The sequence below is a fragment of the Lysinibacillus sp. FJAT-14222 genome, from assembly GCF_001278875.1.
Taxonomy (GTDB): Bacteria; Bacillota; Bacilli; order Bacillales_A; family Planococcaceae; genus Lysinibacillus; species Lysinibacillus agricola.
The window spans coordinates 146,532-161,415 of sequence record NZ_LIYL01000001.1 but is presented as its reverse complement, the minus strand read 5'-3'; the positions used below and the strand labels follow the sequence as shown (position 1 = coordinate 161,415).

14 protein-coding genes are annotated in these 14,884 nt (G+C 38.1%); 6 read left to right on the top strand and 8 right to left on the bottom strand.

Annotated features, from left to right (window positions below; all coding sequences use genetic code 11):
• The first annotated feature begins 79 nt into the window (after nt 1-79).
• The gene (gene rnhC, locus AN161_RS00620; RefSeq protein ID WP_053592439.1) at nt 80-1,006 is read left to right on the top strand and encodes a ribonuclease HIII; all 927 of its coding nucleotides are present in this window, start codon (nt 80-82) and stop codon (nt 1,004-1,006) included.
• A 379-nt stretch (nt 1,007-1,385) separates the two neighbouring features.
• Here the strand turns inward: rnhC and pheT are convergent, their stop codons facing one another.
• The 5 genes from pheT to AN161_RS00600 all read right to left on the bottom strand — a co-directional run bounded on the left by pheT (nt 1,386) and on the right by AN161_RS00600 (nt 6,726).
• A complete protein-coding gene (gene pheT / locus AN161_RS00615; protein ID WP_053592438.1) occupies nt 1,386-3,803 on the bottom strand; it encodes a phenylalanine--tRNA ligase subunit beta in 2,418 nt (805 codons plus the stop codon).
• 12 nt (nt 3,804-3,815) lie between these two features.
• Complete coding sequence (gene pheS / locus AN161_RS00610; protein ID WP_053592437.1) at nt 3,816-4,853, bottom strand: phenylalanine--tRNA ligase subunit alpha; 1,038 nt, start codon at nt 4,851-4,853, stop codon at nt 3,816-3,818.
• An 18-nt stretch (nt 4,854-4,871) separates the two neighbouring features.
• Entirely contained in the window at nt 4,872-5,027 is a 156-nt protein-coding gene (locus AN161_RS29320; protein WP_158002942.1) for a hypothetical protein, read from the bottom strand.
• Between the two features lie 613 nt (nt 5,028-5,640).
• Nucleotides 5,641-5,820 carry a hypothetical protein gene (locus AN161_RS00605; protein ID WP_143114528.1) on the bottom strand — a complete coding sequence of 60 codons (180 nt, stop codon included), beginning with the start codon at nt 5,818-5,820 and terminating at the stop codon, nt 5,641-5,643.
• A gap of 141 nt (nt 5,821-5,961) precedes the next feature.
• Nucleotides 5,962-6,726, bottom strand: a complete 765-nt coding sequence (locus tag AN161_RS00600; RefSeq protein WP_053592435.1) for an RNA methyltransferase — start codon at nt 6,724-6,726, stop codon at nt 5,962-5,964.
• Between the two features lie 517 nt (nt 6,727-7,243).
• Here AN161_RS00600 and AN161_RS00595 point away from each other — a divergent pair.
• Nucleotides 7,244-7,642 (top strand): (deoxy)nucleoside triphosphate pyrophosphohydrolase, encoded by a 399-nt coding sequence (locus AN161_RS00595; protein ID WP_053592434.1) that lies wholly within the window; start codon nt 7,244-7,246, stop codon nt 7,640-7,642.
• Between the two features lie 83 nt (nt 7,643-7,725).
• Here the strand turns inward: AN161_RS00595 and AN161_RS00590 are convergent, their stop codons facing one another.
• Nucleotides 7,726-9,075: an FAD-binding oxidoreductase gene (locus AN161_RS00590; RefSeq protein WP_053592433.1), complete on the bottom strand. Its 1,350-nt coding sequence runs from the start codon at nt 9,073-9,075 to the stop codon at nt 7,726-7,728.
• Nucleotides 9,076-9,244: 169 nt separating this feature from the next.
• Between AN161_RS00590 and AN161_RS00585 the strand changes: the two genes are divergently transcribed.
• From AN161_RS00585 to AN161_RS00580, 3 genes are all read left to right on the top strand, one after another.
• Complete coding sequence (locus AN161_RS00585) at nt 9,245-10,660, top strand: LysM peptidoglycan-binding domain-containing protein (protein ID WP_053592432.1); 1,416 nt, start codon at nt 9,245-9,247, stop codon at nt 10,658-10,660.
• Between the two features lie 160 nt (nt 10,661-10,820).
• Nucleotides 10,821-10,994 (top strand): hypothetical protein, encoded by a 174-nt coding sequence (locus AN161_RS30070; protein WP_198926823.1) that lies wholly within the window; start codon nt 10,821-10,823, stop codon nt 10,992-10,994.
• A gap of 12 nt (nt 10,995-11,006) precedes the next feature.
• Complete coding sequence (locus tag AN161_RS00580) at nt 11,007-11,198, top strand: H-type small acid-soluble spore protein (RefSeq protein ID WP_053592431.1); 192 nt, start codon at nt 11,007-11,009, stop codon at nt 11,196-11,198.
• A 348-nt stretch (nt 11,199-11,546) separates the two neighbouring features.
• Here the strand turns inward: AN161_RS00580 and AN161_RS00575 are convergent, their stop codons facing one another.
• Both AN161_RS00575 and AN161_RS00570 read right to left on the bottom strand, forming a co-directional pair.
• Nucleotides 11,547-13,709: an EAL domain-containing protein gene (locus tag AN161_RS00575; RefSeq protein WP_241774456.1), complete on the bottom strand. Its 2,163-nt coding sequence runs from the start codon at nt 13,707-13,709 to the stop codon at nt 11,547-11,549.
• Between the two features lie 202 nt (nt 13,710-13,911).
• Complete coding sequence (locus tag AN161_RS00570) at nt 13,912-14,436, bottom strand: sigma-70 family RNA polymerase sigma factor (RefSeq protein ID WP_053592430.1); 525 nt, start codon at nt 14,434-14,436, stop codon at nt 13,912-13,914.
• A 237-nt stretch (nt 14,437-14,673) separates the two neighbouring features.
• Between AN161_RS00570 and sspI the strand changes: the two genes are divergently transcribed.
• Nucleotides 14,674-14,883, top strand: coding sequence for a small acid-soluble spore protein SspI (sspI, locus tag AN161_RS00565; protein ID WP_053592429.1), 210 nt, complete (start codon nt 14,674-14,676; stop codon nt 14,881-14,883).
• The last annotated feature ends 1 nt before the right edge of the window (nt 14,884 follow it).

The following is a 14,884-nucleotide window of genomic DNA, read 5'->3' as shown; positions in this document are numbered from 1 at the left end:
ATCACACAAAAAAGCTATTTATTATCATACCATGAAAGGTATAAAATTGTGAACAATCAGGACAGAAAGGAACGATTTAATGTCAAATATTGTACTTTCAATATCATCAAATAAACAAAAAGAGGTGATGTCTTTCTATGCAAATCATTTTGTAGAACGTAAAGCACCTGGCGTAATCTTTGCTGCAAAGCTGCCAGATACGGCCATTACGATGTACAAATCAGGTAAATTAATGTTCCAAGGGGGTGGAGCTGAGCGAGAAGCTGCACGCTGGGGAAACATAGAAGTAAAAAATAAACAAAAATCATCGGCGATAGGAGCAAAGGGCGACGTTCTTCCAGAAGGTTTTGCTACAATGTCAGTGCTAGGCTCAGACGAAACTGGTACTGGCGATTATTTCGGTCCAATTACAGTTGCCGCTGTATATGTGCCTTCATCAAAAATTGAGTTAGTAAACGCGCTTGGTGTCAAGGACTCAAAAATGCTAACGGATGATTATATGCGTAAAATAGCACCAGATTTACGTGCAGCTTGCGTTCACAGCGTGCTTGTACTACGCAACGAAAAATATAACGAATTACAATCACGGGGCTACTCTCAGGGCAAAATGAAGGCTATGATGCATAATAGAGCACTTAAAAATGCACTGTCAAAAATGGCACCCGAAAAACCAGAGCATATATTGATAGATCAGTTTGCAGAACGTGGTGTGTATTACAATTACTTGAAAAATGAACGTGAAATTGTTCGAGATGATGTACTATTTTCTACGAAAGCTGAGCAATTACATGTTTCAGTAGCATCTGCATCGATATTAGCTCGTGCGGCATTTTTAAAGGAGATGGATCGACTGAGTGAGATTGCCGGTATTGAGTTATTGAAGGGAGCTTCGGCAAAGGTGGATGCATCAGCAGCACGTATTTGGCGTGGGCAAGGTGAAGAATTTTTACGCTCCATTACGAAATGGCATTTTGCTAATACAGAAAAAGCTAGGAAAATGAAATAAAACTAATCAGGCTTTTCCTGAAAAATTTGGTCTTATAGACAAATAAAAAAATTTCGCTATACTCCAGCTGATTACAAGTTTACATGACTTGCCCTCGACTGTAGTTAGCGAAATTCTTTATATCAAAAATTTATCATTTTCATTTTAGAAGAATTTATTTCAAGCTAATAAATACTAATGATTTATTTTTTATTATTTCTAAAAAGTTTAGGTTGAAAATATCTCCTCTCCATCACTCCATTTGACTCATACTTCTGCTATTTGCAACAGTTTTATAACGGCATATAAGATCCGTTAATAGGGAGTAAATTTCATCGAAAATACTATTGAACCATAAAAAAGCTGCCTCATTACGAGACAGCTTACAATAGTTATTAAGTTAGCGTACTTCTGTGCCTTCAATTGTTGCGATAGCTTTTAATACTTTATTATGTGCTGCAACAACCTCATCGTCTGTTAATGTACGCTCTGGATCGAAGTATATTAGTGAGAATGCCACTGATTTTTTACCAGCCTCCATTTTTTCACCTTCATATACGTCGAATACACGAACGTCTTTCAATAATTTCACGCCTGCTGAGCGAATCGCAGCAATAACCTCTCCAGCTGTTGTTGTACGGTCCATGATAAGTGCAATATCACGAGACATTGCTGGGAAACGAGGCACTGGTGTATAACCTAGAGGTGCTTCTTTTGCAGTAGCATTTAATAATGTTACTAGATTCATTTCCATTACATATGTGTCTTTTACACCCCATGCTTTTTGTTCTGCTGGGTGTAATCCACCGATAATACCGACTTGTTCACCGTCTAAAAGAATGCTAGCAGTACGTCCTGGGTGTAATCCATCTACTTCAGCTTTCACAAATGAAATACGGTCCTCTAAACCAAGCTTGCCGATAACACCTTCTACAATGCCTTTTAAAACGAAGAAATCTACTGCTTTTTTCTCCCCCTGCCAAGCATGGTCAAGCCATTTTCCTGTTACTACTGCCGCCACATGCTCTTCTTCATATGGTAGCCCCTCTTCTGATTGACCAAGGAATACTGAACCAATTTCATACAATGCCACATTGTCAGCCTTACGCGCCACATTATATGCAGCAGCTTCAATTAAATGCGGGATAAGACTTTGACGTAGTGTTGAACGGTCCTCACTCATCGGCATTAGTAAACGTGTTACCGGCTCAGCTTTCAATGCAAAGCGTTGTGACAATGCATCTGAAGTCAATGAGTAAGTGACAGCTTGGTAAAGACCTGCCCCTTCCATGTAACTACGAACTACACGACGATTTGCTTGGTATGGTGTTAGACGGCCTACTTGGTTTGCTCCCTCTGGTAAAGTCATCGGAATTTCATCATAGCCGTATAGGCGAGCAATTTCCTCTACGATATCTTCTTCAATTTTAATATCTTGACGACGTGTTGGTGCATCAACGATTAGTAAACCATTTGCTGCTTCAACGCCAAATTTAAGACGCTCTAAAATAGACAACATCTCTTCTAACGAAATTTTCATACCTAAACGTTCATTAATAAAATCTGGAGAAACGACAACACGTGCTGGTGATTTATCTAGTTCATCCACGATGCATGTTCCCTCTAACACTTCACCGCCAGCTAATTTAGCTAGTAGTGCTGCAGCACGTTCTGCAGCAGGTAACACACGGTTAGGGTCGACACCCTTTTCAAAGCGAGCAGAAGCATCTGAACGAAGTCCAAGATGACGTGATGTTTGACGTACAGTTAAGCCGTCGAAGTAAGCAGATTCGATTACAACAGTTGTTGTAGAATCATTTACTTCAGAGTTTGCACCACCCATTACACCTGCGATAGCTACTGGCTCCTTACCATTTGTAATGACTAAATCTGTTGCCTTTAATGTACGCTCTTGGTCATCTAAAGTTGTCATTTTTTCGCCTTCTGTTGCTTTACGCACTACGATTTCACCTGTTGCTAGGCTATCGTAGTCAAAGGCATGAAGCGGTTGACCGTATTCCATTAAAATGTAGTTCGTAACATCGACAACATTATTATGTGGGCGTACGCCTGCTGCCATTAAGCGATTTTGTAGCCACATCGGTGATTCCGCGATTTTTACGTTTTTCACAACTTTTGCTACATACATTGGGTTTGCTTGTAAATCTTCTACTCGAAGCTTTAACATGTCTTCTGCTTTTTCAGAAGATGTGCTGTAGGCGATTTCTGGATATTTTACTTCTTCAGTTAGAATTGCGCCAACTTCGTACGCTACTCCTAGCATTGACAACGCGTCTGAGCGGTTTGGTGTTAAACCAAGCTCTAATACTGTGTCACGTAGACCTAAAATAGCAAGGGCATCCGAGCCGACTTCAGCATCAGTAGGAAGTACATAAATACCTTCAGAATATGCTTTAGGAACAAGTTTCCCTTCGATTCCTAACTCTTGTAATGAACAAATCATACCGTTTGATTCATGTCCACGAAGTTTTGCTTTTTTTATTTTAATGCCGCCTGGTAAATGTGCACCTGGACGAGCGACAATAACTTTTTGACCAGCATCAACGTTTGGCGCACCACAAATAATTTGTTGTGGTTCAGCTTCACCAACATCCACTTGGCAAATATTTAATTTATCTGCTTCAGGGTGTTTCTCTTTTGATACGACATAGCCAACAACAACTTTATCCATTGCGTTAGCACGGTCAATTACTGCATCTACTTCAATCCCAGAGCGCGTAATTTTTTCAGCTAACTCCTCAGGCGTTAAATCCTGTGTACTTACATAATCTTTTAACCATTCTAATGATACTAACATTTTTTATCCCCCTTACGCCTCTGTTCGCTCGAATTGTGATAAGAAACGTGTGTCACTTGTATAGAAATGACGAATATCGTCGACACCATATTTCAACATTGCGATACGTTCAGCACCGATACCGAATGCAAAGCCAGAAACCTTCTTCGGATCATAGCCAGCCATTTCAAGTACATTAGGATGCACCATACCTGCACCTAAAATTTCAATCCAGCCTGTGCCTTTACATACGTTACAGCCAGAACCACCACATTTAAAGCAAGAAATATCCATTTCAACAGATGGCTCTGTGAATGGGAAGAAGCTTGGTCGAAGTCGAATTTCGCGGTCTGCACCGAACATTTTTTTCGCAAGAGTATCTAAAGTACCTTTAAGGTCACTCATACGAATATTTTCGCCAATAACTAGCCCTTCAATTTGCATGAACTGGTGTGAGTGTGTAGCATCATCGTTGTCACGGCGGAATACTTTTCCTGGGCAAATAATGCGAATTGATTCACCTTTCTTATCTTCCATTGTGCGAGCTTGCACAGGAGATGTATGCGTACGTAATAATATTTCCTCGGAAATATAAAACGAATCTTGCATATCACGAGCAGGGTGTCCCTTCGGTAAGTTCAGTGCCTCGAAGTTATAATAATCCTTCTCCACTTCCGGACCTTCTGCAATTTCATAGCCCATACCGATAAATAAATCTTCAATTTCTTCAATAACGCGTGTTAATGGATGGCGATTCCCAACTTTAATTTCACGGCCAGGTAAAGTGACATCAATCGACTCACTTGCTAATTTTTCAGCAATTGCCGCTTCCTCTAACACAGTCGCTTTTTCCTCTAATACAGCTGTAACCTTTTCACGAACTGTATTGACTAAGGCACCCATTTTCGGGCGTTCCTCAGCTGATAATTTCCCCATCCCTTTTAATAAATCAGTGATAGGTCCTTTTTTTCCTAGATACGCTACTCGCACATCATTTAGTTCCTTTAAATTTGCTGCCGCTTCAATTTTAGCAAGTGCTTCTTGCTCTAATTGCTTTAATTGCTCTTCCATGTAATAAACCCTCCTTGATTAAATCAATTTCGCCTTGGCGTAATTGTTGCTGTCGCTTCGCTTTCGCACAGAAAACATTTGTAGCTGTCGCTTTGCTTTCGCTACAGATAAACAATGCGTCCGGATTTTGAATTGTACCCGGGCCTGCACGAGGGCCGACACGATGTCGGTCATTTCGGTAATGCCACAGGACGTGGCGTTTTTACCGATGCAGGTCAGTTAGCCGTTTTCGCAGGATGCGAAGATTTTAGGCTAACATCCCATATTCATTCCTTTGAAAATCCGTGACATCCGCCGGAGGCTTTATCTTCATTCAGTAGGTGTTTGGACACCCACTGAAAAGGAACCACATCCGCATTTATCTCACCACCTTCAAAGGTGGGAGTCTTTTACTGAATGAAGATAATGCCAAATGATGGCACAAAAAAACTCGCCCCTAAAAAAGGGACGAGGACATATTCGCGGTACCACCCTAGTTATTGCAAGGCAAACTCCTCGCAATCACTTCATTGACATAACGACTAGATTAAAGCCGGCAAACCTTTACAGCATTTCGCTGGTCCCGGTAGCTGCTCGCGAGATGAATTCAAAACTGCATTGGTACGGCGCTGGCTCTCAATCTCCGGCCTACGCTCCCTGTCGTCCATTCACAATCTTTACTACTTCCCGGTCAAAGCATTTTAGTTTACATTTTAAAAGTGATTATACAATACTATACCAATTCAAATCAAGAGCCATGTGCCTATTACCATCGATATTGATGGTTCTATCTGCAATTTTAGGCTCATCACCATAACGTGTGGTTGATTTCCGTTCCGACTGGGCGCTTTGTAGCTGCCGCTTTGCTTTCGCTACAAAAAACATTTGTTGCTGTCGCTTCGCTTTCGCACAGAGCAGAGCTTCCTGGGGGCGTCCGATGAGCCGCTTCGCTTCGCTGCAGGGTCTCATCTGTGACGCTAATCCCCAAGGAGTCGCCCAGTCGTAACGAAGATCAACTAATACACAGGGTATATATTTTTAAAAATGTCATCTGCAAATTTTGGTAATAAGACTACTTTTAACGATTTTATCAAATACTTATAACCGCAGTTGAAATTCCTTTTATTAATTACTTAACAAATCCATATAAAACTATTCCTGTTGCCACTGCTACATTTAGAGACTCTGCCTGTCCAAAAATTGGAATAATAATATTTTGATCTGTCATCGAAAGTAGTTGTGGATGAATGCCACTTCCTTCATTCCCCATCATTATAGCGAATGCACCCGTATGCTCAATATCACTATAGACAACTGCATCCTCATCTAAGGCAGTTCCAAATACTGGTACACCATTTTCCTGTAGCTGCTCAATCCATTCCTCTAAATCACCTCGGAGGACAGGAATATGGAAATGTGAGCCTTGTGCAGAACGAAGTGTTTTAGGATTATATAAATCTGCACAACCCTTACCGAGAATTACTGCATCTAAACCAGCCGCATCCGCTGTACGAATCATCGTCCCAATATTTCCTGGATCTTGGACAGCATCAATAAGTAGCACTTTGCGCCATGAAACCATTACTTCTGCTTCTAACAAAGGCTGCTTACAAACTGCAAATACACCTTGAGAAGTCTCCGTTTCAGCAAACTCCTTGGCAACAGCCGATGTTACTTCAACGACGGCTACATTATCAATCGGCCAAAGCATTGGTAAATCTACACCTTCACGAACAATTAGCTGCAGCACCTGCTCTTTATTTTTTAATGCTTCTTCTACTAAATGGAATCCTTCAACTATGAATTCCCCTGATCTTTCACGCTCTTTACGTGTCGCCGCTAGCTTTTTCCAATATTTCACTAACGCATTTTGCGTAGATTCAATTCTTTTCATCGTACTTCGTACCGCCTTTATCCTATTTACTGTTCATTATTATACAGTAGAAAACGACAAATTACATAGTCATGCAAAAAACAGTTTTATTGTTATTTTACTGTCGATCAATAATTGACTCATTAGATACCTCCAGGAAAGCACCAAAAGTAAAAGATATTATATTAGTTGATCTTCGTTACGACTGGGCGACTCCTTGGGGATTAGCAATAGAGGAACGAAGGCTAAGAGCATCACGTCCTGTGATAACGCCTTCGTGACCAACAGCGGCAATGTTTTATCTGTGCGAAAGCGAAGCGTCAGCGGCAATTGTTTTCTGTAGCGAAAGCAAAGCGGCAGCTACAAAGCGCCCAGTCGGAACGGAAATCAACCACACGTTATGAGACAAATTATTAACCACTAGATAATGGGTAAATTCAGAAATACATGTTATAATTTTCAATATTTTAGAAATACAATGCAATTCCCATTTTGGGTGATGGCTAAGATTCAAAAATAAACTTAAGGATGAACATGAATGAAAAAAAATGTACATGTAGTAGGTGCAATTATAGAAAATGACAAGCATGAATTTTTTTGTGCGTTGAGAAATCCTAATATGGTACTAGCAAACTATTTGGAATTTCCTGGCGGTAAAATTGAGGATGGTGAATCACCTGAACAAGCTTTAACCCGTGAAATATTAGAGGAATTTAATTGCTCGATACAAGTTGGGAAAAAAGTAGAAGATACCATTCATGAATACGAAAAATTCATTGTACGTTTAGAAACATATAAGGCTTCAATCATAAAGGGGGAGCCTGTCGTGCTAGAACACGCTGAAATTAGATGGGTTCCTCGAAATCAACTTCTAGATCTAAATTTCGCACCTGCCGATATTCCAGCAATTAACAAATTACTTGCAGAAGGAAAATAGAAAGAAAAGAGCAGCAATGACTATACTAATATGAAACTCTACATTCTGCTCTTTCTTATTTTTAAGTATCTCTTATCCATCATTTAAAGCCATTTTTTATTTGGCGGAATACTTTGAGGGAAATTAAATACATTGAACGGATCATATCTTCCCTTTACTTCTCTAAGCATTCTAAGATTACGACCATAATAGGCAGTTGGCCAATCTTTTATAAAACGATCTGGGAAATTTACATAATCACCAGTAGTGTAAGGTGACAAAGCCCGTCTTAAATTTTCCACCCACTGAATATTTTTTTCTTCTTCTTTAGGCTTTTTCCATGAAGTAATATACTCCTGAGCAATTAAAGCATTCCTATAATAATAGGCTGTTCGATTTGGCGCAATTTGACTTACCTCGCCTCTAAGAGATTGCTGCCAAATGGTCGTATTTCTATTTGGAGCATTCGTTAAAAATTCTTTCATTTGTACAATGGCCGCATGAGGGAATGGTCTTTCAATAAAGGATCCTGACCTTTTACGAAGATCTGGTTTATTGCCACTCGGTAAGTCAAAAAATTCTACGGCTTTAATATATGGTACTTCCTTTACCCATATATTCGTTGGTGAACCTGTTTTTCTTATTGGGCGGAGTAGTTTCTTTAGTTCAGATGCTGCACCTATAAACTCACCTTGAGCTACAATTTCGCCAACTTCCTTAGATTTAAGCTCAATTTGTGAGGTCAAGCGTTCATCTGTGTACGGTGCCCATTTTTGCCATGCGTCAAATGCTCGTTCAAAATCTTCCCATCCCCATGTAATGGAGAAAATCGATACGTTAGAAATAGGATGCAATTTAAATGTAAGAGCTGTAACGATGCCAAAATTTCCACCGCCCCCGCCACAACTTGCCCAAAATAAATCACTATTTCTTTGCTTGTCAGCTTGGATTACTTCAGCCCCTTCATGACCATTTGCAACAACCATTTCAAGTTCTAGTAGACTGTCACATGTTAGCCCAAATGGACGCGATAGCATGCCAATTCCTCCTCCAAGCGTCAAACCAACAACCCCTACACTACCTTCAGTTCCTGCGGGGATTGTAAAACCATTTTCCCATAATACCCGATACACTTTTCCTAAATTAGCACCCGCTTCAATTCTCGCTGTCATATCTTTCATGTTAATTGTTATTTCATTCATTTCACTAACATCTATAACAAGACCTTCATTTAATAATGAATAATTTTCATAATTATGTCTCCCACTTCTGATTCGAAATGGTTCATTATTTTCTCTCGCCGATCTTAATGCATGGATAACGTCTTTCGTATTTTGACAAAACACAATGATACTCGGAAATTTTGGATCATTTAAGTTATTATTTGTTCTTGCTAGGTCATAATCCGGATCATCAGGGATAACAATTCTTCCTGTGAGCTTTACTTTCTTCAAAATCCAGCTCCTTTCTCAAATGATGCAATGCATATGTTCTATCCTATGCATACCACTTGGAAAGAATATGAAGTTTAAATTTTTTTATCCAGTAATAATTAAAGATAAATGCTCATTTTCTTCATTCATACATATGATGATATATTGAAACCACCTAGGAGGTGTCCTAATGATTATTCATGTGGTGAGCGCTGGTGAAACACTTTGGCAAATTGCAAACCACTATTCCGTACCTATCAATTCCATTATCCAAATAAACGCATTATCTAATCCAGATCAATTAGTAATCGGACAATCACTCGTTATCCCCTCTCCTTACACAACCCATATTGTAAAAAGGGGCGATACTTTATGGTCAATAGCTAAACAATACGGTGTACCTATTCAATCGATTATCACAGAAAATCATTTAACGAATCCAGATGTTTTAACGCCTGGAACTAGACTTGTTATTCCACCCACTACACATATTGTGCAGTCAGGAGAGACTCTATCGCAAATTGCCAATCAATATGGTACGACCGTTCAAGCAATCGCTTTAGAAAATGGTATCTCTAACCCAAATATGATTTATGTTGGTACGAGTTTGATTATTCCGAGAGCAAAACCTTCCGTTGAAGTAAATGCCTATACGTATCAAAAGCCTGAAGAAGCTGTGCGTTCGATTAACGCTATCGGTCATCTGCTTACTTATTTTAGCCCCTTTGCTTATATGATGAAGGAGGATGGCTCATTACAGCCTATACAAGATAAAGAAATGATTGATGCAGCTATTGCCAAAAATATTACACCTATGCTAACCCTTACGAACTTCTCTTCCACACAAACAGGCTCCAACTTATCCCATGTTATTTTATCTAGTGCAGAACTACGGGAAAAGGTCATCAACAATGCTCTGGAGGTGATGCAGGAAAAGGGATATAAAGTTCTAAATGTTGATTTCGAAAACGTTCTTCCGGCAGATCGAGAGAATTATAACACTTTCCTCCAATTAGCTGTTGATCGTCTTCATCCAAAAGGATTCCTAGTATCAACAGCACTTGCCCCGAAAACGAGCGCAACTCAGGCAGGAACTTTATATGAGGCACATGATTATGAGGCACACGGAAGAATTGCAGATTTTGTAGTTTTGATGACATATGAGTGGGGTTACCGACTTGGTCCGCCGCAAGCAATTTCACCAATTAATGAAATGAGAAAAGTTGTAGAATATGCGTTATCAGTAATGCCTGCTAACAAAATATTTTTAGGCTTTCAAATTTATGCTCGCGATTGGCTTCTACCGCATGTTAAAGGGCAAGAGGCAGAAACATTCAGCTCTCAAGAAGCGATTAACAGAGCAGTAAAATATGGCGCAACTATACAATATGATAGGACCGCACAATCACCTTATTTTCATTATGTTGATGAACAAGGTAGAAATCATGAGGTATGGTTTGAAGATGCTAGAAGTGCACAAGCTAAGTTTGATATGACGAAGGAATATAATCTTCGAGGTATTAGCTATTGGGCATTAGGTTTCCCTTTCCCACAAAATTGGGCGCTATTAAATAATGATTTTTCCATCAAAAAGGTTTCATTATAAAATTTGACTAGACTTAGTATGCGCATATAAGAATTTACTATTAATCCAAAAATGTTCTAAACATTTCATTAAATCCTTACCTTTCCCTAGTTTTTCCCATGATAAAAAAATCGATTCAAAGCCATATTAAGAAATATCAAAACGAAAGGAGAAACTAAACATGGGAAGAGACAATAAGCAAGGTAAAAGCGCAAATAAAGGGTCATTACCTCAAACGCCAAAAAACCAAAAAATAGCGCCAAACAAAGCTAGTGAAAAAGCTAACGAAGAGTTTTCACAAGAGTTTACGGACCTTATTAACTCAGTCACTAAAGAAGGCAAGACAAAAAAATAAGGGGGCCTTCAAGTGGATTATACACGTGCACAAGAAATTGTCACCTCACCTTTAGAATATGAAGTAAGCTATAATGGCGTATCTATCTGGATTGACAAGCTTCATGATGATGGTAAAACAGCAACTGTTCATTTACGTCGTTCTTTAGAGGAACGCTCCGAAGTGGCCATAGGAGAATTAAAGGAAGAGTACCTCGTACATTAAACCTCATAATAAAAATCTGCTTACTTACAGTGGTGAAGTAAGCAGATTTTTTCTTTTTGAAAATACATATTGCCAATACTAAAATCCATGAAATGGCGGTAGAGCACAATAATGATTCATCACCAAAAGTTGCGGATGACATTTGTTAAAACGTATTCCCTGTATATAAGTTGATCTTCGTTCCGATTGGTCGACTCCTTGGGGATTAGCGTCACAGATGAGACCCTGGAGCGCGCAACGCGAGTGAAGCGGCTCATCGGACGCGCCGCCCAGTCGGAACGGAAATCAACCCCATGTTATGATGATGAGCCATAATAATAATTATTATATATTTTCTTAACGTCAACTTTAAATTATGTAATCCTCTTTATATTTAAGCTTTGTTAAAATATCACTTGCTCGATTGTGCAAATCTTTGAAGTTATTGGAAATTTGTTCAGCAGAAATCGGCTTACTAAATAAATAGCCCTGAATATAATCGCAATCACCGTCAATAAGGAAAGCAAGTTGCTCTACTTCTTCAATTCCCTCGGCAACGACCTTCAATCGCAAATGCTTTGCCATTGATAAAATCATAGAAACTAGTGCTTCATCATTCGGATTATGCTGAATATTTCGAACAAACGTCCGGTCAATTTTCAAACAATCAATAGGAAAATCTTTTAAATATGAAAGCGACGAATACCCTGTTCCAAAGTCATCGACAGCAATTTGGATACCAAGTGCCTTTAGTTCATGCAGTAGCTGTGTCATTTGATCGATATTCATTGTCATACTTTCCGTGATTTCTAATTGTAAATATTTTGGTTCTAAATTTGTTCGTTGTAAAATCTCTTGCACCATTTGCACTAAATCTTGCTGGAATAATTGCCCGAGAGATAAATTAACGGCAACCTTCATTGGTGGTAAACCTTGCTCTTCCCATGTCTTTGCTTGAGAGCATGCCGTCTCTAAAATCCATTTCCCTAATGGAATAATAAGGCCAGATTCTTCTGCAATTGGGATGAACAACTCCGGTGAAACAAATCCACGCGTTGGATGACGCCATCGCACTAGCGCTTCTACTGATTCAATTTTGCCAGTTTTTAAATTCACCTGAGGCTGGAAGTCCAAATAAAATTCTTCATTAGCTAGTGCCTTATGGAGCTCTTGCTCAATTAATATACGATCAGCAATGCCATTTGACATATATGGCTTATAAAAAAGAAATCTTTGAGGTATTTGACTCGCTTCCCGCATCGCTAACTGAGCATGCATTAAAAACTCTTCATCTGAGCAATCTTCTTCATGCAAAGCAATTCCAATATTAAGATTACCATTGAGTGAAAATAGTTGTACTTGCAATGGTTTTTGCATAGCACTTTTTAAGTTCAAGCAAAATTGTAATAGCTCTTCACATGTCTTCACATGATTAACATAAATAATGAACTGACCCTCACGAAGCTTTGTAGCAAAATAATGAGGAGGTAATATGGCTTGTATTCTCTCGGCCACTAGCTTCATCATTTTATTAGAATAGCTAATACCTATAGATGAGCGGATGGCTGCAAGACGATCAATCTCAATTGCAATGATTGCTTTTTGATGATTATTGGCATTTAAATCCTCTTTTAAGGTTTTTAATAATAGATGTTCATTTGGGAGCTGCGTAATATCATCATGATAAGCTTGAAAGAGAAGCTCCTGCTGCGATTGCTCAAGGTCTTGCTTTATTTTTAATAGTTGCTGATACGGTTTTTCGACCGTTGTATAATAGATTGCTTTTAGGAAAAAGTAGAATGCAAAAAATTGATAAATAAGTGCTGAAAAGCCCCAAATAGATTCCCAATCTTTAATGATAATAAAGAAAATATCACTAATGATTAAATAAATGGCAGCGCTAATAAGCCACATAACTCGTTTGGGCAACTGTTTTATATACTTACTTAAAATCACTATCGTTGCACCTTGTAAGACAGCAGACAATAGATGGACAATCGCGTCAGCTTTATACACCAATTGCTCTTCAAGCAAGGAATACTTTGAAGATAAATACACTATAAAAAGGGTCACTAATACAAATAATAAAGAACTGCCATATGTATAAATTCGATAATTCATCGTTAAGCGTTTTTTTTGCTTTAAAATAATAAATAGAAAACCGATTGATAAGCACAAACGCATTACTATATGTAAAAACATTTCCATATATTGTGTTTCAGCCATTGGATTTTGAGCGGTAACCATGCTCACCAATTCCAACAAAGCTATGATAAAAAATAAATTACCTATGTATAATGTTTGATTTGATAATAAATGTGAAAAAACGAGCCAAGATTGAATAGCGATTGCCATTGTAAAAACAATAATTAGTGTTTGTATAATCAAATTCAAACATATGTAGCTTTCTTCCTTAAAAATACCAAACATCTGATTACTTAAACCTAATAGTGGAATGACTAGCAATAATGGTAATACTATATACCAAATCTCTTTCTTTTCTATCTCTAATTGATCCAACCATTTCTCCAACAGAAACCCTCCATACCAATATATATCTTTTAAATTAGATAGGTAATTTTACCTATCTAACGGAAATATAGAATTAAAAATTGTATTTTTTTTTGACTTCTTACAGATGATAGCATTTTTATTGGAAGTTGTATGCAAATATTAAAAGTATGCTAATATTCATTTTATTTTGATATTAGCATACTTTTGCTGCTTTATCGCTCTATTCGTCTATAGAAGATAGCAGCTTACGGAGCTTAATCATTATTCTTGTACGTCTTTTTTTTACTGCAGCCTCAGATAAACATAGTTCTTTAGCTATTTCCGAGTAACTATAACCTTCTACATAGAAAAGTAGTAGTATTTTTCTTTCTTCAAATTTTAAATGAGACATAATACATTCTATAAGAACAGGATTTCTTTCACTCATTTCATGATCTCGAATATAATTTATCGTTTCATTATCCATAGGTGTGTTCATATTTTCAAAACTCTTTTCCTTTGAAAGTTCTTTTAAAATTTCTCCTTTAACGGTTGTATAAATATAAGCGGAAAATAGCCCTTTTGATGGGTCCGCTTTATGCCAAGCCTCCCACACGGCTATGGATGCTATATGACGATAATACTCAAAATCCTTATAAATTTGGCACTTTAACAAAATCGACGTTATCATCGGCTGGACTAATTCTAATACTTCATCAAAAGGTTGTTCAGGTGATAGCTTTTGATTATTACGCTGTATTGTCATCCTATTTTCCTGTCGACTTGTGCACAGTCCATTATTCCTAGGTGCCTTTATCTTAATTATTATACTACGAAGATGTCGAACACCCCTTTTGTCAATATGATCAGAAAGTTTTTATAAGTCCTTTTTAATATTTATACATAACAACAGTATGATATTTCAAAAATCATATCTTTTAACTGTAATTCTATACATATTTCTTAAAAGGTTGGACAAATTATTACTAAGGAGGCGAAATAGATGAATTTTCAAATAAGAGATGCGATTACGACAAACGTACATGGTCAATCAGCGGCCGAGTTTAAGGATATTGTCGAAGATGCAATTAGCCGCGGTGAGGAGCATTTACTTCCAGGGCTTGGCGTGTTTTTTGAAAAATGGTGGCAACAATCTAGTGCTGCTGAGCAGGATGAATTTACTCAAAAACTAGAAAAAGCCTTTGCTCACTAAT